We start from the raw sequence: 20856 nt of genomic DNA, 5'->3' as shown, positions 1-20856 counted from the left end.
GCTGTGTAAGCTCAAATATGTTAAAGATGATTCAGCCAGCGCCGGCCATGCCGAGTTTAGAAGAACTTTTCTCTGACATCGACCATTAGTGCTGCCACTTTGAACCCCAGAGGCAAAAATCCTTGCAAGATAAGGAGGGACAAAAACGCCAAGGCGCTCGTTGTCTGTTGCCCAGTGAAATCATCACGATTCTAGTGGCCTTCCACCCGCAGCGCTACCGCGATTTCAAGGATTACTACCTCAAGCAAGTCTGCCTGTACTGGTGATTGCAGGGGAATCAGTTTCATCGATGCCACTAGGCTCAAGGTTTGTCACAATCGTCGCATTACTGGTCACCGTGTGTTTACTAATTGCCGGACTGCTGTAAGTGCCGAATAACTGACACCGGCAGTCCCTTCCCCTGGATGTGTTGAATCTCCCACCAGCCAAAGATGCTTCACCGGCGTCCGAGTTGCAAACCCAAATGGGCCAAAAGTCGGCACTCGCTGACCAATTCCGCCAACAACGCCGCGATCACGCCCTGTAAACCGCTCAAATGTGCGCGGCGTCGCAGCTTCTTGATAAACAATGGTTGCCGACGTCAGGTTGAAATATGAGCGAAGACGTGCGATCGCTGCCTCTGTGTAACGTTCTTTCAGCGCTTCATAATCGGTAGAATTCGACCAAATTCGCGTATCCGTAAACGAAGAAGCTGTAATCGTGGCACAACCTGCCGGCGCACGTCCATCCCCAGGATGACTGACTGAGACAAATAAAGAATTATTCTCCCCAATTTCGCCATCATAATCGTAGAGAAATTGCAAGTGTGGAGGGCATCCAGAAGGAATTGCGCTATCTTTTACGCCTAAATACACTACAAACGCACCCGATGCCGGTGGCAGTTTTTCCACGCGATTGCGGTAGCCAGGGATGTTAACTGCCGGCATTCGCTGTTCTTTATTCTCTATTTGCCCTTTCTCAGAGTGCAACAATTTCACTAGATTTTGTACCGGCACATTTGCCACAACCAGATCAGCCGGTTCTGTCCAAACTTCTCCTGTTTTTTGATTGCGAATCGCAACACCTGAAACGCCTGAACTTTCTACATGAATCTGTTCAACCGTGTGGCGCATCAACAGCTTACCACCGTACTTTTCCAGGGCTTCCACCAAGCGATCGCTTAACACCTGCATACTGCCTTTCAGGTGATACAAACCTTGAGGTTCTTGAGAAACGCTTAAAGCGGTTGCCGCATAAAGTAATGCGGTTTCCTCTGCATCGACTTGGGAATAAAGCTTCAGTTGTAAATCTAAAAATGTTCTGAGGCGCAGGTTATCCGCTAATCCATAAAAGCGCAGCGCATCCCCCACCGTCCATAACGTAAACGGAACCGTGATCAACGTATCCAGACGCACTGCTTTGGCTAGCTGCCACAAATCCCAGAGGTTACGGGGGGGCAAAACCGGCTCACGGGCTTGAAATGCCCAGCTAGCGCGGAATAACGTTGCAAATAGCTGCCATAAGGGTTCGCTGCCGGGAAACTGCCGATTGCGTTCCGCTTTCCATTTTTCTGGATCGCGCCAAACCTTAATCGGTTCGGTTTCCCCTGGTAAAAATACTGCACAAGCCGGATCGCAGGGAATCGCCGCCGGCACTTCAACCTCTAATTCTGAAAAAATGCGGTGATGAATGCCACCCGGTTCTAAACCGGCAACCTGAGTCGCGCCCACATCAAACGTAAAGCCGCGCCGCTTAAAGGTGGAAGCGCATCCGCCCGGTACAATCGCTTGGTCTAAAATCAGCACTGAATAGCCTCGCTTGGCTAGCAGTGCGCCGGCTGTCAAACCCCCAATGCCGGCACCGACGATAATCACACGGGACTTGCTGAACGTTGCGCGGGCGCTTCCCATAAACGAATACTTTACATTTCTTAATACAATTATTCATAATTTTAGATCATTTGTTTTGAATAGGCGATGCGATGCGCGGCTTTCCCTGTCCAGATGCCGTGATTAAATGACCTCGATATAAGATTTTTCCTCTTGAGCGAGTGATATGCAGCCTGAAACAAAAAAAATGATGTTGTGTCATTTACAGAAGGACTGCGGTTTGTTCACTAACCTGGATCACAGCCTTTCCCAACGGGCTAATGCAAAAATGGCATGATAAGTTGATAAGGTGGCCGGCTTAACCGACAATACCCGTAAATAATTATTAAGATATGAGTAGGAATCACTAAGCCTGCCCTACTTGAGAATCACTAAGCTAAAGTAATTCATGACTTCAACCCTACTCAAGTCTTCTGTTGTCCCTCGTCTCAACGCCCCCACGCTGCACCAGATGCCTAACGGGTTGACGATCATTGCAGAACAAATACCCGTTGATGCAGTTAACCTCAGCTTATGGGTTAACGTTGGCTCTGCCGTTGAGTCAAATGCGATTAATGGCATGGCCCATTTTTTAGAACACATGGTGTTTAAGGGCACTCAAAAACTGCAAAGCGGTGAATTTGAGCGCCGCATCGAGGAAAGAGGGGCTGTCACCAACGCCGCAACCAGCCAAGATTACACCCACTTCTACATCACCAGCGCCCCTCAAGATTTTGCGGAACTGGCACCGCTGCAAATGGATGTGGCGATTAATCCCAGCATTCCGGATGAGGCGTTTGAGCGAGAGCGATTTGTGGTGCTCGAAGAAATTCGCCGATCAGAAGATAATCCCCGCCGGCGCACCTATTACCGCTCAATGGAGACGGCATTTGAGGTGCTACCTTACCGGCGTCCTGTGTTAGGGCCGGCATCTGTGATCGAACAGCTCAAACCCCAGCAGATGCGTGATTTTCACCGCAGCCACTATCAACCCTCCGCGATGACAGCGGTGGCAGTGGGCAATCTGCCGGTGGAAGAATTAATTGAGATTGTGGGAGCCGGCTTCACAGAAGCATTCAGCCAGCGTGACGGTGAAATCAAGACTCAAAACTCAGAATCAATTCTCCCTTCAGAAGAACCGGCTTTTACAAGTATCGTCCGTCAAGAGTTTATAGATGAAAGCTTGCAGCAAGCGCGGTTAGTGATGGTTTGGCGGGTGCCAGGACTTGAGCGGCTGCAGGAAACTTATGGGCTGGATGTATTGGCAACAATTTTAGGACATGGACGCACATCGCGGCTGGTTCAAGAATTGCGCGAAGAACGGGCATTGGTTTCTCATATTTCTGCCAGCAATATGACGCACCGGCTGCAAGGGTTGTTTTATATTTCAGCGCAGTTGCCGGTGGAAAATTTAGAGCCGGTGGAAGCAGCGATTGCGGATCACATCCGCAAAATGCAAACCGAATTAACCACAGAGGCAGAAATCGCTCGCGTTCGTACCCAAGTGGCAAATCGGTTTATTTTTGGGAATGAAACCCCCAGCGATCGCGCCGGCTTGTATGGCTACTACCGTTCTATGGTGGGAGAACTCGCGCCGGCACTCACTTATCCCTCCCGAATTCAAGCCCTCGAAGCAGCGGATTTGCAACAGACAGCGCAGCGTTACTTATCCCCAGATGCCTATGGCGTTGTGGTGCTGCGACCGAGTGTTTAGGGCATGGGGAATGGGGCATGGGGCATGGGGCATGGGTCAAGGCTTCGCCAACCTAAAGGTAGGGTCAAGGCTTCGCCAACCTAAAGGTAGGGGCATGGGAAGAGTATTTTCTGTTATTTATTCACCATGCCCCTACCGTTGTGGTTAATGCAGCCTTACCCCATGCCTCACTAGGGCACCTGCCAAATTTTTAGGGTATTGTCATTGCTGCCACTCGCTAAGGTGCGGCCATCGGGGCTGAAGGCAAGGGCAAAAACGGTTTTTGTATGATCGCTTAAGGTACGCACCAGTCTGCCGTTTCGCAAATTCCACAGCTTGACCGTTGTATCATCGCTGCCACTCGCTAAGGTGCGGCCATCAGGACTGATCGCGATCGCATGAACGGCAAAGCTATGACCTGTAAGGGTATTGAGCAGTCGGCGATCATTGACATCCCACAGTTTGATTGTTTTATCAAAGCTGCCACTGGCTAAAGTGCGGCCATCGCGGCTGAAGACGACGGAACTCACCCAGTCTGAATGGCCGGTGAAGGTGTCTAGCAAGCTGCCGGTTCCCACTTCCCACAATCTCACGGTTCTGTCAATGCCCCCACTGGCAAGCGTTCTGCCATCGGGGCTAAAAGCGACGCTATTAACGCCATCTGTGTGTCCAGATAAGGTGCGGATGTAGCCGCCGGTTTGCAGGTTCCACAGGATAATGGTGTTGTCCCAACTGCCGCTGGCAAGAATCTGGCCATCGGGGCTAATGGCGACGGATTCCACCGACTCGGTATGCCGAAACAGAGTGCGGCGCAATTGGCCGGTTTTTAAATTCCAGAGGTTGACAGTTGTATCGTCACTGCCACTGGCGAGTATTTCTCCATCAGGACTGGTGGCAACAGAATTGATATCCCCTAAATGCACGGCAAGGGTGTAGCGCAATTCGCCGGTGTTGGCGTTCCACAGCTTGATGGTGTCCTCAATACTGCCGCTGGCCACCACTTGCCCATCCGGACTGAAGGCAACGCCAAACACTGCAAAGGCTTTGTCTCCAAAGGTTCGCAGTAATGGGGTGTTTTGTGCGGTGGTTGGGGTGGCGTCCCGGACGGTTGCCGGTGCGGATATTGATTTGAGTGTGGGGGCGAGAGTGGCGATCGCGGTTGCTGTGACTGCCAAGGCGATGACACGATTCCAGGACGTTTGCTTTAAAGTCATGAGTTGATTAGCCCAGAGAAGTAGCAGAAATCTCTATATATCTTCTAACGAGGAAGCTGTTTGACAAGAGCATTATGGGAAATGTGAGGGATGAAATAGTGCTTTCCCGCCACCCGAAACGCCCAGAACACCCTTCCTGCTCAAGCAAACCCAGTTCTACATTTTACACTTTCGATTTTAGATGCAAGGGGAGAAAATTCTAGAAAAGTATTGAATTACAAGCGTAGAATACCGGGCGGGATTTCTGCAAAATACCACAATGCCGGTGAGCCATCGCGGTAAAAGTGATAGTTTTGATGCCAAAAGAAGAATGTTAGGTCGGTTTTTGGGAATGATAGGAGTTCAACGCCGGCACAATCTGCCGGTTTTGCAGGATAAAAGGTTTTGTTGGTGTCAAAAATATCTGACACTTAACCCCTAATCGTGCATAAAATTCCAAAGAGTCTGCGATAGAGATACGGGTGCAACTACAACAGGAGGGTGCTTGAGATGCTGAAGCAAGATGAACTGATCTGTGCCGTTGAGACTGACTATGCTGTGCTGCGTGACTTGCTGGCTGCTGGAGATTGGAAAGCAGCGGATTTAGAGACGAGTGCGGTGATGTTGAAGGCTGCCGGTCGAGAATTAGAAGGCTGGTGCAATTCTGAATGTCTGAAAAATTTTCCCTGCGAAGACTTGAATATTGTTGACGAGTTATGGGTGAAATACAGTAACGGACATTTTGGCTTTAGTGTGCAAACGCGGATCTATTTTGAGGTGGGAGAAGATTTCGGAAAATTAGGCGATCTCGTGGGATGGCGAGTTTTTGATTGCTGGTTAGATTATTCTGAACGTCGTTTCGATCTTGCCGCACCTGCCGGCCATTTGCCATCGGGTGGGGTTGGCTACAAGCGTTGGACGAGATGGGTTGAGGCGAATTATGCTGCACTTGCCCATCGAGTTGCGGAATGTCAAATTTGTTAGCACCGGCTGCCTGATTGAAGCTTGTTGGAAAACTTAAGTTTTGCATTTTCAAATGCTGAATCGCCCAAATAGTGAGATCCTGAACAAAGAATCGGGAGGATCACTATGTCAGGGGAATCACAAACGCCACGGGTTGTTGTCGTGGGTGCCGGCTGGGCGGGTTTGGGGGCAAGTTACCATTTAGCCAGACAAGGTTATGATGTGACGCTGCTGGAAGCCGGTGCTTATCCGGGGGGATTGGTTGCCGGCTGGAAGACTGCCGGTGGGCGTTCTGTGGAAGCCGGCATTCACGGTTTTTGGTATCCCTACAAAAATATTTTTAGTCTGGTTGAGGAATTAGGGCTAGATCCTTTTACGCCTTGGACTCGTTCCGCCCAATATTCGCCGGCAGGTTTAGAGGTTGAGTCTCCGATTTTCCAAAATGAACCGCGACTGCCGACGCCCCTAGGAACTTTTCTCTATACGCAGTTTAAGCGGTTGCCCCTGGTTGACCGGCTTTCGGCGCTGCCGTTACTGTACGCGGTGGTGGATTTTGACAATTCGGATGAGGCTTGGCGGCGTTACGATGCCGTAACTGCCCGCGAATTGTTTAAGCAGTTTGGGGTTTCTGCCAGACTTTATCACGATTCGTTTGAACCGATGCTGTTGGTGGGTTTATTTGCGCCAGGAGAGCAATGTTCGGCTGCTGCTGCCCTGGGAATGCTTTATTACTTCATTTTGGCTCACCAACCTGATTTTGATGTGGTGTGGTGCCGAGGAACGGTGGGAGAAAAGATTTTTCGCCCTTGGTGTGAGCGCATTGAGGGTGCCGGTGGGCGGATACTGACTGAGCGGCGGGTGAGTGATCTCAAGGTTGATGATGCCGGCAATGTCACGGGTGTGGTTTGCGGCGATGAGGTATTTGAAGCGGATGCGGTTATTTTTTCAGTTGGCATCACCGGCATGAAAAAGATTGTTGCCGGCAGCCGTACTTTACAAAGCCGCCCGGAATTTCAAAATCTTAGCAATTTAAATGCAATTGATGTATTAGCAACTCGGCTATGGTTTGACCGCAAAATTCACATTCCTCGTCCTTCAAATGCTTGCTTTGGTTTCGATACAACGACAGGTTGGACGTTTTTTGATTTGAATGCACTGCATGATGAGTTTCGGGATGAGCCGGGAACAGTTATTGAGGCAGATTTTTACCATGCTAATCAATTTTTATCACTGAGTGATGAAGAAATTGTGTCGAGAGTGCAGCAGTATTTAACGACTTGTATTCCGGAATTTGCTGAGGCGAAGGTGATTGATAGCAGTGCCATTCGGTTGCGACAAGCCGTGACTCATTTCTTTCCGGGGAGTTATCAGTATTTGCTGCCGGCACGCACAAGTTTTGATAATGTGTTTATGAGTGGAGATTGGGTTGTCACTCGTCACGGTTCGTGGTCACAGGAAAAAGCCTATGTAACCGGGTTAGAAGCGGCTAATTTGGTGATAGATAAGTTTGGCACTGGAACTGAGGCAAAAATTGTGCCGGTGGAAGTTGATGAACCGCACATTCAGTTTGCTCGAACTTTTAATAAGACGGTGCGGGATTTTGGTCAGACTTTTTTACCCAACTTTTGGCTACCATAGAACTAATCAAACTCACCCCCGTAGAAGTGATGGGAATGTAGTTAAAATTGCTTCCAGATGACTCGACTTCAGATTTACAATTTCTTAAGCAAATCAGCTAGCTGCACTTGTGGCATTTGAGCGTTATGCTGGAAAAGAGATACCTTGTTCAGATGTTTTACTGAAATGGCAGTTTATCAAGTCCGGCTTGTCAATCCCGCACTCAAACTTGATCGCACGATTTCTGTACCAGACGATCAATACATCTTGGATATGGCTGAAGACGCCGGCATCCGTTTGCCGGCTGGATGCAAACAAGGGGAATGTTCTGCCTGTGTTGCAAAATTGATCAGTGGTAAAGTTGATCAAGGTGAGCAAAAGTTTTTGCGTCCATCCGAAATAGAAGCCGGTTATACGATTACTTGTGTGGCGTATCCCCTTTCAGATTGCACCCTGGAAACTCACCAAGAACAAGTTTTATATAAAGCGTCTCTTTATTATAAAGCCGATAAAGAGTCAGTTGAGTGATGTTGTAAGTTTTAGCAATTTTAATTTTAGAATGGACGCGATTTTTTGAATAAAAAATTGAAGTGAGGAGAGAAACGGGGAAAGTGGAAATGAATCGATTATTATACGAGAACTCAGTTTCATACCAAGGACATCTAATTATCCCGTTTGTTTTTGGGATGGCTGATGGACAAGCGATCTACTCCTACACCTTACTTTCGGAATTGGGATACAAAGGTCAATTTCATAAATTTCAAAATCCTGCCGGCATCTATTCTAATAGCATTGAGAGTATTGTTGAGGTTGCCAAAGAACATCTTGAGAACAACTCAGATGTAAAAAGTAAAATTGATTATTTTAAATCTCGATATACTTATCAAGATAATTTAATTATTGTTTACAAACTAGCCGATAAATATTTTTACGATCATTATAAACCTGATAGCTTAAATAATGTTGCAGCACCCAAAATTTTTGCAACAGAATCTGAGTGTATTCACTGGATAAAGCAAGGACTTGATCGTTCTAAAGCAAGTTCAAGTTTTGAGATTTAAGAGCAAAATTAGGGATTTTTATAGTTTTTAAAACAAAGAGAAGTAAAGAAATAGAGAGTTTCGCAGTCAAAACTTAATTTTAGAAATCAAGGTTGCCGGTGATTCGCTTGAGCTTCGTTTGAGATGTAGAAGAATCACCGGCATCTTCAACTATTTTGATTTTGCTCGTGCCTGTTTAACCATTTCAATGAGAGTATGGTGAGCGTCTTCAGCACTTTCTAAAACGTGATCAAACTCAACTCGCACCGGCACAGACGCATCATTGACTTGTGCGGTTAAATTCATGCCATGCGGATCAATTGAAACCATTTCTGCCGCTGTCGCTTCTGGAGAACCGCCAAATGCTTGAGCATAGAGAACAACAGCATTTGCATGATCTTCGTTCATGTGGGCGCAAATACGTTTGCTTATTTCGGGCGTGATTTGTTCAGACATCAAAAAAGTCCTTTTATTAAACAATTTTACCATTCAAAACAACTTTTACAAAAGGGTATAATCAGAATTATTAAATTTGCGCTGCCGGCAATAAAATCATACAATAGAGCCAATCGCCGGCAGAATACAAGATTAACTCAATCGCGCGGTGCATTCCAAAATCAACTTTTGATTAATCAGCGCGTGAGGCTGAATTTCTAGCGCTTGTCGAAATGCTTGAATCGCGGTTGGATAATCTCCTAAAGCTGCATAACATAATCCCAAACCGTGGAGTGCGCCAAAATGAATGGGGTTGAGCTTTATCACTTGCCGGCAATCGCTGATAGACTGCTTGTAATGCCCTTGCATATAGTAAAGCACAGCCCGCCGGTTCCAAGCTTCTGCAAAATCAGGCTGATCGCCAATCAAGTCTGTAAGTAAATCTTCCGCTTCAGAGATTTGTCCCGCTTCAACTAACTTTTGACTGCGTTGAAGTAGTTCCCACCCATACATTCCCTTTTGCATAAACCAGCGATGCCAGAATTCTTGGGTGGCTTGATCCCGAATCTGTTCATCAGGATTTTTCAAGTCTTCAAGTAACTGATCGATAGATGATTCATTCATGGAGGTGTGTTTTTTAGAAAATGTTCTATTAGAGCAGATTGATTGGATGCTGAACCCTAGTTTAAAATTAGTTCAGTCAGGTAATTCCGCCGAGACTGGCTGGGATTTGTAAAACAAAATGTCATTTCATGGTTTGGTAATCCAGACAAGCTAAAACTGCGGTGACATCCAATATAGTTTCACTAAAACGAAAATGAATTCAGTCAGGATTTTTTGTTGTTTTTATGTTCCGATAGGGAAGCCATAATTTCTAGCCTGCCGCGATCACCGGCAGCCGGTCTCAATCAGTATGATTTTAAAACTACGCTCAAGTATTCTTCCCTAGGATTTTACAGGCAGCAAAATAGGAGGTTCCCCTTATCCAAGTCTTTTGCACGCGTCGAAACACGTGTTTCACTTCCTGGGAATCGCACACCTTGAAAGAGAAAGCACCGACTTCTAAATTCTAGCTTTAGGAGGCCGACACTTTTTCCCCCGCTGACACCTTTGCGTTTTAACAGCTTAACGATTGCCGTGCAACTTTGAACAGGTTTAGATGAGAAACATCCCAACGCGGTAAACTGTTTTAACCGGCTGTTCCCGCAGGCGGATTCTATTTACCTCGCACACCCCACAAACCCTTCCTTGCTGACGCGGTTTGCCGGTGATGCTACCTCTACAATCCCTCAAACATCTTGCATTCCTGAAATCGTGCGCTATGCCAGCATTTTTATTAGAAGTCGGTACAGAAGAATTGCCCGCAACCTTTGTCAGTAATGCCATTGAGCAGTGGCAATCGCGCATTCCTGCCAGTCTCAGTGAACATTTCTTGACAAATGATTCGATTGATGTATATGCAACACCCCGGCGCTTAGCCGTATTGATAAAAGGACTGCCGGCACAACAAGCAGACCGAGAAGAAGAGGTTAAAGGGCCGCCGGCAGCCGCAGCCTTTAAAGATGGCAAACCGACGCCGGCAGCCGCAGGATTTGCCAAAAAGCAAGGTGTAGAACTCGATGCCTTGGAAGTTCGCCCCACGGAAAAAGGCGATTTTGTGTTTGTCCGCAAAAGCATCCCCGGACGCCCCACAGCAGACATTCTCAAGGAACTAGCTTTGCAGTGGATTACCAGTTTAGAAGGCAAACGCCTGATGCGCTGGGCAGATGGAGATTTAAGATTTCCGCGCCCGATTCGTTGGTTGGTGGCACTCTTGGATGAGGTCGTCTTGCCGATTGAATTGGTGAACAATTCGCAGCCGGTGAAAAGTGATCGGATCTCCTGGGGTCACAGAGTTTTGCACGCCTCCCCAGAGAACAAAGGCAAAATTGAAATTACCCAAGCAAGTGATTACGTCGAATGCTTGCGTTCTGCATACGTGGAAGTTGATCCAAATCAGCGGGTTGCTAAAATCCAAGAGCAAGTAGAAGCAGCCGCTCAAAAAGTCGGGGGAGAAGCAGAGATTTCCCCGAATTTATTGCAGGAAGTCACTAATTTAGTTGAATGGCCAACAGCAGTTACCGGAAAATTTGATGATGACTTTTTAATCCTGCCGGCGGAAGTGATCACCACTGTTATGGTCACACATCAGCGTTATTTTCCGGTGTTGAAAAGCAAGGATTCTACTGAATTACTGCCCTATTTCATCACAATTTCTAACGGAGATCCTGCGAAATCAGACATCATCGCCACCGGCAACGAACGCGTGATTCGGGCAAGATTAGCAGATGGTCAGTTTTTCTATAAAAGCGACCTAGCCGAACCGTTAGAAAGCTATGTACCCCAACTAGAAACCGTCACCTTCCAAGAAGATTTGGGTTCAGTGCGCTATAAAGTTGAGCGGTTTAGCAAGATAGCTGATTTAATTGCCGAACAACTGGAACTCACAGAAGATGAATGCAGCCATATTCAACGGGCTGCTTTGCTGTGTAAAGCCGACCTTGTCACCCAAATGGTCTATGAATTTCCGGAATTGCAAGGAATTATCGGGGAAAAATACGCCCGTGCCGGTGGCGAATCTGAAGCAGTTGCCAAAGCCATTTTTGAACATTATTTGCCCAGAGGCGCTAACGATATTTTACCGGAAACCCTCACAGGTCAAACAGTCGGAATCGCAGACCGGCTCGATACATTAGTTAGCATTTTTGGCTTAGGAATGCTGCCCACCGGCTCCTCAGATCCCTTTGCCCTGCGCCGCGCTGCCAATGGCATTATTAACATTACTTGGACAGCCGATTTAACGATCAATTTGCAGCAATTGCTAGAACAAACCGCTAGTAATTTTGCTGCCGATCATCCCAAAGCTTCGCCATCAGAATTAATCGAACAACTGCAAGAATTCTTCATTCAGCGCATCCGCACTTTATTGCAAGAAGAACGAGGAATCGATTACGACTTGGTGAATGCAGTTTTGGGAGAAAATGACCCAGAATATACCGAAAGGGCATTAACAGATTTATTAGATGTGCGAGATCGTGCCCTTTTCCTCCAAGAGATTCGGAACAACGGCAAGCTGGATGAAATTTATGAAACGGTTAATCGTTCCGCCCGTCTTGCCAAGCAAGGTATTTTAGATACTGCCCAACTGGAGCCGGCACCTGTTGTCCGTCCAGAACTTTTCCAAAAACCCACTGAGCAAACTTTTTATGATGCAATCAATCAGCTCGTTCCAGAAACAAAAGCCTCTCAAGAAACACGCAATTACCAACAGCTTGTAAATGCCATCGCTGCGATTACACCCACCGTCAGCACCTTCTTTGATGGCCCTGAAAGTGTATTAGTGATGGATGAAAATTTAGACATCCGGGGTAATCGATTAAATTTGTTAGGATTACTGCGAAATCACGCTCGCGTTTTAGCAGATTTTGGCGCTATCGTCAAAGGCTAAGGCAAGTTTTCTATACCGTTTCTTAATGTTCTAAAAAGGTGGAGAAAGATGAGTCTAAAAGATATGCGAACCTTGTCCAAGAATCCAAGAGTCGTAACTTTATTGTGTACTCTCTTTCTCGGCTCGATGGCAATTATCTTGTGGCAACTTGTTGGGACTAGCGCTGTGTTAATTTTCTTGAGTGTATTAACCTTGATAACATTTTGTTCTCAGTTTTATCTTGTGGCTACTTTAGCGAAAGAAATTGTCCAGTTGCATGAGAAGATAGCAAATCTGGAAAGACGCATTTCTTGAAAGTTTGCTGACATCATTTTGATATTGTGCCGATTCTTTAGCAGATTCTGAGATAAGAAAGCTTCTAATGCCCGGATCTCGGCTCCTTCCCACAATCATCACAGATGGAATTTCTCTGTGGAATCTTGGTGGTTTTGTTTGCTATCTGGACGGTAAGATAAAGTTTACTCAATCAGGGAAATCCTTAAACTAGCTATGCCCATCGCTCACGTCATCGGACTTGGAAAATCGGGAATTGCTGCCGCACGACTGCTAAAACGGGAAGGTTGGCAGGTGACGGTGAGCGATCGCAGTAACTCTGAAATTCTGCAAGAACAGCAACAGCAGCTTGCGCCTGATGGAATTCCGGTGCTGCTGGGCTATTCTTTTGACCCAGATAACCCAGACAACCGGCCTCAACTTGTTGTTGTCAGTCCCGGCGTACCTTGGGATGCACCGGCATTAGTCCGCGCCAGAGAACTCGGCATCGAAACCATTGGCGAGATGGAACTCGCTTGGCGCTATCTCCCGTCCCCCTGGGTGGCGATCACCGGCACTAACGGCAAAACCACCACAACCGCCCTGATTGCCGCTATTTTCCAAGCAGCCGGTTTCAACGCCCCCGCCTGTGGCAACATCGGTTACGCCGCCTGCGAATTGGCTTTGCAAGAAACGCCCCCCGACTGGGTGATTGCCGAACTCAGCAGCTATCAAATCGAATCTTCCCCGTCAATTGCGCCTCGCATTGGAGTTTGGACAACGTTTACCCCGGATCACCTTAGCCGGCATAAAACTTTAGAAAATTACTTCAATATCAAAGCTCATCTCCTCAACCAATCTCAGCAGCAAGTAATCAACGGAGACGATCCTTACCTGCGTCAAAATACCCCGCAACGCTGGCCAAACATTTGCTGGACAAGTGTTAAAGGTCAAGCCGAATTTATCAGCGATTCTAGCTGGTCAGCATACATTGAAGATGGCTGGGTTGTGGCGCTGGGTGAACCTGTGTTGCCGGCAGCCTCGCTGCGAATGGTTGGGGAACACAACCTGCAAAATTTGCTCATGGCGGTGGCGGCAGCGCGTTTAGCCGGCATTGAAAAAGAAGCCATTGCCCGCGCCATTGCCACTTTCCCCGGCGTTTCTCACCGGCTGGAACATATTTGCACGTTTAATGGGGTTGACTTTATCAATGACAGTAAAGCCACCAATTACGACGCCGCTCAAGTTGGGCTATCTTCTGTTCAAGCACCAGCAATTTTAATCGCTGGGGGAGAAGCGAAAGCCGGTGATGATAACGGCTGGATGAAAATAATTCAAACAAAAGCCGCAGCCGTTTTGCTTATTGGTAGCGCTGCCGGTGCGTTTGGCAAACGCTTGGAGGAAATTCATCATCCGCGTTACGAAATTGTAGAAACGATGGAACGTGCGGTTCCTAGGGCTGCTGAATTAGCCGCACAATTAGGAGCTAAAGTTGTTTTGCTTTCGCCGGCTTGTGCGAGTTTTGATCAGTATCAAAATTTTGAGCAACGCGGTGATCATTTCCGCCAAATGTGTCTGGAAGTGATGCAAATCCCCAGGGAATAATAGTTTTCTTGTGTTCAAAATGAGAGAGATTCTATTACTATCCAAAACTCTACCTTTATGGTTCTAACTGTGCATCCAGAGCATCTTCAAGTTATCTGCAATCATGGGATGAGTGCTTATCCGGAGGAGTGCTGCGGCTTGCTCGTTGGCCGGCTCATAGATGGCGGTAAAATTTTGGTGGAAGTGTGGCCGGCAGAAAATGCTTGGAGTGCAGAAGCATCACTAGCGGTATCTGCTGAGGACGAATTTACCAAAAAGCGCCGGTATGAAATTTCTCCTCAATTTATGTTCGAGGCGCAACGCAAAGCACGTAACCTCGATCTGGCAATTATTGGCATCTATCACTCCCACCCCGACAACCCCGCCATTCCCTCTGAGTGCGATCGTCAATATGCTTGGCCACAATATTCATATATGATTGTCTCTGTTCAACAAGGCAAAGCCCAAGACCTACAGAGCTGGAGCCTTGATGATGCTCACCAGTTCCAGGCAGAAGAAATACTCACCAGCGAACCTACAGAGGTTGAACAATAACTTTAAAAACCGCACAACACAAAGATCCGAAAGATTTAGATAAGATATTAGTCTTCTCACTACCGACTGCCATGTTAAACCCGAATCTGGATGAGATCCAGCTGACAAAAGACGAATACGAACGCTACTCACGCCACCTCATCTTGCCCGAAGTCGGACTAGAAGGGCAAAAGCGTCTGAAAGCCGCCAGCGTGCTGTGCATTGGCACCGGCGGACTCGGTGCGCCGCTGTTACTCTATCTGGCAGCTGCCGGTGTTGGACGAATTGGCATTGTAGACTTCGATATCGTAGACAGTTCTAATTTGCAACGGCAAGTTATTCACGGCACCTCTTGGGTGGGCAAACCTAAAATCGAATCCGCCAAAAACCGGATTTTGGAAATTAACCCCAATTGCCAAGTTGACTTGTACGAAACCCGCCTCTCATCCGAGAACGCGCTGGATATCATGAAGCCTTACGATATCGTGGTGGATGGCACCGATAACTTCCCCACCCGGTATTTAGTCAACGATGCGTGCGTGTTGCTCAATAAGCCAAACGTTTACGGTTCCATCTATCGCTTCGAGGGACAGGCAACCGTCTTTAACTACGAAGGTGGCCCTAACTACCGCGATCTTTACCCCGAACCCCCACCACCGGGAATGGTGCCTTCCTGTGCTGAAGGCGGCGTTTTAGGAATTCTGCCAGGAATTATCGGCGTTATCCAAGCAACAGAAACGATCAAAATTATCCTGAAACAAGGGTCAACTCTCAGCGGACGGCTGCTGTTGTTTAACGCTTTGGATATGAAGTTCCGGGAACTGAAACTGCGTCCAAATCCTGTGCGCCCTGTAATTGATAAATTAATCGATTACGAATTTTTCTGCGGTGTGACTCAAGCCAAAGCAGAGGAGGCTAAACAACAGATGGAAGTTTCTGAGATGACGGTGGCGGAACTCAAGCAACTTATTGAGAGTGGCGCGAGTGACTTTGTGCTGGTGGATGTCCGCAATCCTAATGAGTATGAGATTGCTAAGATTCCAGGATCGGTTTTGGTGCCCTTGCCGGATATTGAACGCGGCGAAGGTGTCGAGAAGGTCAAGGAATTACTCAACGGCCACCGGCTGATCGCTCACTGCAAGATGGGTGGACGTTCTGCAAAGGCGCTGGGCATTTTGAAGGAAGCCGGCATTGAAGGAACGAATGTCAAAGGCGGGATTACTGCTTGGAGTCGAGAAATCGATCCTTCCGTTCCAGAGTATTAAACACGGGGGTGGGAGCAGTTCGCAACTGTTGTAGTCCGCGAACGCTTCCCCTATTCCCTAGCCCCTAGTCCCTAGCCACCGGCAACGGAAAACAAAAGCTTATGAACAGCTCAGACTCTCAACCGGCAGTCACTTCAGCGGATCGCCGGTTTATTTTATGGCGGCAAGTTTTGGGTTTAGCGGCGCTGCAGGGCGCAATTACCCTGACTTGGGTGATTTACAAGCTGTATTTGCCGAAACTGCTAACCGGCTTTGGTTTTCCCGCAGGACTTGCCGCAACGCTGCTGATTGTTGAAAGCGCCCTGGCTGTGGTGATGGAACCGCTAATGGGGGGACTGTCTGATCACAGGAAGCGCTGGGTGGGAACGCGGTTTCCGCTTATCTCTTTGGGGGTTATCCTATCCTCGGCTTTGTTTATTGCAATCCCGTGTTTTGCAATATTTGTCAAGCCAGATAGTGTTTTTAGATTACTTCTACCGGCATTTTTGGTAGCCTGGGCGCTGGCGATGACTGTATTTCGTGCGCCGGCGCTGGCGCTGTTGCGGCAGTATGCAGCGGTGCCAGAGTTACCCCAAGCCGCGAGTTTGCTGACGTTAGCCGGCGGGATAATTGCAGCGTTTGGGCCGATTTCAAGCGAGTTTTTGCTGAGTTTAGGTGCGCCTGTTACCTTCACTATTGGCTCTTTAGTTTTGCTGGCGGCAGTCGCGGTGCTGCGTTCGCTTCATCCCCCAGCTACACCCGTAGAGGATAACAAACAGGAGGCCGGTTCCACAACACCCGTTTCGATTGCTGCTTTAGCCTTAATTTTTGGCACCGGCATCTTTGTTGCATGGGGTTCAAGTTTCCTCATGTCGCTGCTGCCAAAGCTGCTCAAAATTCAGTTTAATGCTGCCGGTATCAAGTCAATTATCTTTGCTTTTTCCATACTTTTAGCCTTAGCCGCAGTGCCGGCGGGAAAAATAGCGGTTCAACTCGGTAATCGGCGAGGAATGCTGATAGGAGTTGCGGGAACAGCGCTGTGTTTGCTAATGCTAGCGGTATTTTTACCTAGTGGTTTACCTCTCATTGGCAGTGCAATCATATTGATTGCTTTTTTAAGTTTAGTAAACAACGGGGCAATTCCCTTTGCCTTGTCTCAAGTGCCGGCACATCGGGCGGGATTGGGAGTAGGAATATACTTTAGCGGGATAGGAACCGCAGTGAGTTTATTCCCCATCATTTTTGGTCAATTAAGCGAAATAACGCCTGTTTCTGCTGCAATTAAAGGTACAATTGTGTTCATTGCTGCCGGGGTTTGTATCGCCGTTACCATCAAAATGCAGCCGGCACAATCTGCCTAGATTTAGATTTTATACGAAGCTATTTATGTTAACTTCTAAGATAGACAATTCAATGCTGTTTTGCTCGATCCCCGCTGGTTATTAAGCTATTTTACAGCAATACTAATTTAATTTCAAAGTTGGGAATTATAAAAATGGGGAGCAAGGTGCCGGCAATGCCGCGCCGGCTCCCCAAGGACATACCTAAAGGAGACAACAATGCTCGGCCCAATAATGGAATTCAACAGGCATCAAGGAGGGGAATCTCCCCTACAAATGCCTTGGGAAGGCAGCAGCACACGCCCCTCTCGTTCTCGAAGAATTTGTGAGCGAACCGCTTACCATTGCCGGGAGGAGATGGAAATGACTGCTCAATTAGAAGGATTATCAGAACGGATTGCCTCGTTAGAAAGCTTTCGTGAAAGATAAAATTTTGGAATAGTTTTGTAATAGGTTCAATTGATTTGGCCGCTTACAAAACTGTTCGTATCTGCTTGTAGAATTTTTTACTTTCTCACTCTTTCTCTACATTCGTGTGGTTGGTTTGATCGGGGGCTGCCGGCGAAGAATTGTCTGGATTTTGGGTAAGTTCTTCTAAATGGCTTTTGATTAAAGGGGAAAACTCGCGAGAAGTCGTTTTTGCCGCCGGCATATCAGAATAAAGCGAGATCGCCTGATTATTCGCCTCAATTGCCTCCGGATATCGCCCTAAATTGCGAAGCGCCTCCCCCTTGCGAATCCAAGCATCTCGAAAGTCTGGTTTCAATTCCAAAGCCTTATCCAAACTTACAATTGCCTCTTCATAGCGCCCTAAATTGTTTAGCACAATTCCCCGGTTATACCAAGCCGGCTCATAATCAGGATTAATATCAATCGCCCGATTGTAGCCGGCAAGTGCTTCCTCATCGCGCCCCAATGCTCTAAGCGTAGTGCTGCGCTCATTCCAAGTAATATGGAAATTCGGTTGAATGTCGAGTGAGCAGTTAAAGCCTTCCAGCGCTTCTTCATAGCGCCCTAATTCAAAAAGTGCGTTTCCCTTACCATTCAAAGCAACGCTATCTTTTGGTTGAATATCCAAAGCACGGTTAAAGCATTCCAACGCTTCTTCAATGCGCCCCAACTCAGAAAGCATCGCACCCTTGTTATTCCAGGCTGCATGAAAATTCGGTTGAATTTCCAGCGCCCGATTAAAGCAGTAAAGTGCTTCTTCAATCCGCTCTAAATCTCTAAGCACATTACCCTTTGCATTCCAGGCAAAGTGATAGTCTGGTTGAATGTTTAGCGCCCGATCAAAACACTCCAAGGCTTCTTCAGGACGCCCTAAATAAAACAGCGTCACCCCCTTACCATTCCAACCAAAATGGTAATTGGGTTGAATTGCCAGGGCGCGGTTATAACTATCAAGCGCTGCATCAATTTCCCCTAAATCTCTAAGAACATTTCCTTTCCCATTCCAGGCATCATAGTAGTTTGGTTGAATTTCTAGGGCACTGTTAAATAAACTTAAGGCTGTATTGATATTACCGGCATAATATTGCTCAACACCCTGATTGTATAAAGCCGCTGCTTCCCCCTCACTGCTAGCCGGCTTAACCTGAAGGTTGCGATTTGGGGAACTCAGGGCAATGGCTTGATTATTAGCTTCCACTGCCTCCGCATATAGCCCTAACTGCTGCAACGCCATGCCTTTATTAATCCAGGCATCGTGGAGATTGGGTTGCAATTCTAAAACTTTATCCCAGCAACTAATCGCTTCTTCCCAACGCTGCAAACCCGTCAGCCCGATGCCGTAATTAAACCAAGTTTCAGGATCGTCGGGGTTTAATTCTAAAGCTTTCTTCCAACTAGCAACGGCTTCCTCCCACCGGCTCAAACTCCCTAGCGCCAGCCCGCGATTGTACCAAGTTTCAGCATCGTCGGGTTTCAGCGCCAGAGTTCGATCCCAACTGGTAATCGCTTCTTCATAACGATTTAAATCAAACAGCACATCGCCCCGGTGATTCCAAGCAACGCGAGATTCCGGGTTAATGGTGATGGCATGATCATAGGAGTCGAGGGCTTCTTCAAGACGCTCTAAGTTAAACAGCGCATTGCCTCGGTTTACCCAAGCGCGGTGGTGGCTGGCATCAAGTTTGAGTGTGCGGTTAAAGGCAGCAAGGGCGGCTTCACTATCCTCGGCTTCTAGTTGCTCTACGCCAAGCTTAAACCACGCATCCGCGTCTTCTGAAGATTCCGGATTGTCGAGTGCGGATAAATCAACATCTAGCTTTTCTTCAAAAGGCGGTTGTTTTTCAGCGGGTTTTTCGAGGAGTTTAGTGCCGATTTGGTAAGAATTTTCGCCAATTTCTGCGATAGCGGGAATTTCTCTGGCTTTTTCGCTCAATTGCAGCAACCGGCATCCTAATTCATAATTCGGCACGGGCGACGCTTCCAAACTTGCGCCAAAGCGACGTAGCCACAGCACCCATTCTTGAGTCGTAGCGCGAGCACTCAGCCCTTCAAAAAACCTGACAACCCGCACTGACTCCCAGCCCTGATTCACCCCTTCCAGCAGTTGCAGGAAATAGTGTTCATACTCTGCCTCACTCAGGGGTTGAATTATTAGTGCCGGCGCGACTGCTGCACCTGCCGATGCCGGTGACGACTTTCTAAAGACGCCCAACAACCGCTGAAATAACCTCACGAGCCGGTGCCAAATTCGCCTTAGCATCTGTCACACCCCTGCATTACATTTACTGACAATTGTAAAGACTGTTGATTGCCTTTTTATGTTTTAAATTGTGAAATTAATAGTTAGATTTTCCCTGATTAAGCACAGCTAAGAAATCATCCAAAGTATTTCCTCTCAAATAAACTTGGGATAACTCATCTGTGGTTAAAAAAAGAATTCCCAAAACTATGCTATTTCATCCCAACACAAAAGCTGTTTATCCCGATGCCAGCCGATCTGCCAAACGAGTTGTCTCTGGGAGTCGGTACTTGAGAGTGCAGCGCATTACATAATCAATTGCACTTGTCAAGGAAATTTGATGGCCGGTTGAGACATAGATCGGCTTAACACCAGCACGAGTTCTCAGCACCGCCCCAATCACTTCACCCTGATGTCGCAACAGTTGCCAACTGCCCCGATCCGCCGGCACCTGATCATGTTCTCCAATAAACCGCGTCTTTGCTACTCCAATTGCCGGGATATTTGCCAAAACGCCCAAATGACAAGCCAAACCAAAGCGGCGAGGATGGGCTAATCCTTGCCCATCACACAGCAACAAGTCAGGTGTGACAGTCAGCGTTTCTAACGCATCCAAAATTGCCGGCACTTCCCGAAACGAAAGAAACCCTGGAATGTAAGGAAAAGTTGTTGGTTGCAAAGCAATTGCTGAGGAGTGCAACTGCAAGTCTGGAAAACTCAAAACCGCCACAGCCGCCCGCGTCATCGAGTTGGCGATATCATAACCCACATCCACACCGGCAACATAGCGCACCTCCCCCAGCCGATCTTCTGCAATCACCTCAGATCGCAGTTGCTGTTGAATTGCGATAGCCTCCTGAGTCGTCTGAGGCCAAGTGTGAGTCCGGTTAATCTTCATTTTCTTATATTATATTCAGGCTGACACCTATCATTTTTAC

General features: G+C 47.5%; 19 protein-coding genes. 12 read left to right on the top strand and 7 right to left on the bottom strand.

All coding sequences use genetic code 11. The annotated features are described in order from the left end of the window. Positions 1 to 122: 122 nt before the first annotated feature. Entirely contained in the window at positions 123 to 266 is a 144-nt protein-coding gene (locus H6F73_RS02455; protein WP_190757235.1) for a hypothetical protein, read from the top strand. Positions 267 to 332: 66 nt separating this feature from the next. Here the strand turns inward: H6F73_RS02455 and crtD are convergent, their stop codons facing one another. Further along, the gene (crtD, locus tag H6F73_RS02445; RefSeq protein ID WP_190757234.1) at positions 333 to 1889 is read right to left on the bottom strand and encodes a C-3',4' desaturase CrtD; all 1557 of its coding nucleotides are present in this window, start codon (positions 1887 to 1889) and stop codon (positions 333 to 335) included. A 367-nt stretch (positions 1890 to 2256) separates the two neighbouring features. Here crtD and H6F73_RS02440 point away from each other — a divergent pair, with 367 nt between their 5' ends. Beyond that, positions 2257 to 3561 carry a pitrilysin family protein gene (locus H6F73_RS02440; protein ID WP_190757233.1) on the top strand — a complete coding sequence of 435 codons (1305 nt, stop codon included), beginning with the start codon at positions 2257 to 2259 and terminating at the stop codon, positions 3559 to 3561. A 170-nt stretch (positions 3562 to 3731) separates the two neighbouring features. On the opposite strand, the gene H6F73_RS02435 is transcribed toward H6F73_RS02440, so the two are convergent. Continuing rightward, positions 3732 to 4754: a WD40 repeat domain-containing protein gene (locus tag H6F73_RS02435; protein WP_199330377.1), complete on the bottom strand. Its 1023-nt coding sequence runs from the start codon at positions 4752 to 4754 to the stop codon at positions 3732 to 3734. A gap of 215 nt (positions 4755 to 4969) precedes the next feature. Then, positions 4970 to 5164, bottom strand: a complete 195-nt coding sequence (locus tag H6F73_RS02430; RefSeq protein WP_190757232.1) for a hypothetical protein — start codon at positions 5162 to 5164, stop codon at positions 4970 to 4972. A gap of 79 nt (positions 5165 to 5243) precedes the next feature. Between H6F73_RS02430 and H6F73_RS02425 the strand changes: the two genes are divergently transcribed. The 4 genes from H6F73_RS02425 (at position 5244) to H6F73_RS02410 (ending at position 8374) form a co-directional block, all read left to right on the top strand. Further along, positions 5244 to 5717: a GUN4 domain-containing protein gene (locus H6F73_RS02425; RefSeq protein ID WP_190757231.1), complete on the top strand. Its 474-nt coding sequence runs from the start codon at positions 5244 to 5246 to the stop codon at positions 5715 to 5717. Between the two features lie 105 nt (positions 5718 to 5822). After that, positions 5823 to 7334: an FAD-dependent oxidoreductase gene (locus H6F73_RS02420; RefSeq protein ID WP_190757230.1), complete on the top strand. Its 1512-nt coding sequence runs from the start codon at positions 5823 to 5825 to the stop codon at positions 7332 to 7334. Between the two features lie 165 nt (positions 7335 to 7499). After that, positions 7500 to 7841: a 2Fe-2S iron-sulfur cluster-binding protein gene (locus H6F73_RS02415; RefSeq protein WP_190757229.1), complete on the top strand. Its 342-nt coding sequence runs from the start codon at positions 7500 to 7502 to the stop codon at positions 7839 to 7841. Between the two features lie 89 nt (positions 7842 to 7930). After that, complete coding sequence (locus H6F73_RS02410; RefSeq protein ID WP_190757228.1) at positions 7931 to 8374, top strand: hypothetical protein; 444 nt, start codon at positions 7931 to 7933, stop codon at positions 8372 to 8374. A 150-nt stretch (positions 8375 to 8524) separates the two neighbouring features. Here H6F73_RS02410 and H6F73_RS02405 read toward each other — a convergent pair whose 3' ends face one another. Continuing rightward, positions 8525 to 8809 carry a DUF2470 domain-containing protein gene (locus H6F73_RS02405; protein ID WP_190757227.1) on the bottom strand — a complete coding sequence of 95 codons (285 nt, stop codon included), beginning with the start codon at positions 8807 to 8809 and terminating at the stop codon, positions 8525 to 8527. Positions 8810 to 8941: 132 nt separating this feature from the next. Further along, positions 8942 to 9412 carry a tetratricopeptide repeat protein gene (locus H6F73_RS02400; protein WP_190757226.1) on the bottom strand — a complete coding sequence of 157 codons (471 nt, stop codon included), beginning with the start codon at positions 9410 to 9412 and terminating at the stop codon, positions 8942 to 8944. 697 nt (positions 9413 to 10109) lie between these two features. On the opposite strand from H6F73_RS02400, the gene glyS reads away from it, so the two are divergent. The 6 genes from glyS to H6F73_RS02370 all read left to right on the top strand — a co-directional run bounded on the left by glyS (position 10110) and on the right by H6F73_RS02370 (position 17658). Further along, positions 10110 to 12275, top strand: coding sequence for a glycine--tRNA ligase subunit beta (gene glyS / locus H6F73_RS02395; RefSeq protein WP_190757225.1), 2166 nt, complete (start codon positions 10110 to 10112; stop codon positions 12273 to 12275). Positions 12276 to 12764: 489 nt separating this feature from the next. Beyond that, a complete protein-coding gene (gene murD / locus H6F73_RS02390) occupies positions 12765 to 14132 on the top strand; it encodes a UDP-N-acetylmuramoyl-L-alanine--D-glutamate ligase (RefSeq protein ID WP_190757224.1) in 1368 nt (455 codons plus the stop codon). Positions 14133 to 14189: 57 nt separating this feature from the next. Beyond that, the gene (locus H6F73_RS02385; protein ID WP_190757223.1) at positions 14190 to 14666 is read left to right on the top strand and encodes a M67 family metallopeptidase; all 477 of its coding nucleotides are present in this window, start codon (positions 14190 to 14192) and stop codon (positions 14664 to 14666) included. Between the two features lie 71 nt (positions 14667 to 14737). Next, the gene (gene moeB / locus H6F73_RS02380) at positions 14738 to 15910 is read left to right on the top strand and encodes a molybdopterin-synthase adenylyltransferase MoeB (protein WP_190757222.1); all 1173 of its coding nucleotides are present in this window, start codon (positions 14738 to 14740) and stop codon (positions 15908 to 15910) included. 101 nt (positions 15911 to 16011) lie between these two features. After that, on the top strand, positions 16012 to 17250 hold the full coding sequence (locus H6F73_RS02375; protein ID WP_190757221.1) for an MFS transporter: 1239 nt from the start codon (positions 16012 to 16014) through the stop codon (positions 17248 to 17250). Between the two features lie 198 nt (positions 17251 to 17448). Then, positions 17449 to 17658 (top strand): hypothetical protein, encoded by a 210-nt coding sequence (locus tag H6F73_RS02370; RefSeq protein ID WP_190757220.1) that lies wholly within the window; start codon positions 17449 to 17451, stop codon positions 17656 to 17658. A gap of 85 nt (positions 17659 to 17743) precedes the next feature. Here the strand turns inward: H6F73_RS02370 and H6F73_RS02365 are convergent, their stop codons facing one another. Both H6F73_RS02365 and nfi read right to left on the bottom strand, forming a co-directional pair. Next, positions 17744 to 19939 carry a tetratricopeptide repeat protein gene (locus H6F73_RS02365; RefSeq protein ID WP_190757219.1) on the bottom strand — a complete coding sequence of 732 codons (2196 nt, stop codon included), beginning with the start codon at positions 19937 to 19939 and terminating at the stop codon, positions 17744 to 17746. 217 nt (positions 19940 to 20156) lie between these two features. Further along, entirely contained in the window at positions 20157 to 20816 is a 660-nt protein-coding gene (nfi, locus tag H6F73_RS02360) for a deoxyribonuclease V (RefSeq protein ID WP_190757218.1), read from the bottom strand. Positions 20817 to 20856 lie beyond the last annotated feature (40 nt).

The organism is Microcoleus sp. FACHB-68 (genome assembly GCF_014695715.1).
In the GTDB taxonomy this organism is placed as follows: Bacteria; Cyanobacteriota; Cyanobacteriia; order Cyanobacteriales; family Oscillatoriaceae; genus FACHB-68.
Note: the sequence above shows the minus strand (reverse complement) of the source record. Positions and strands in the feature narration are given on the sequence as shown.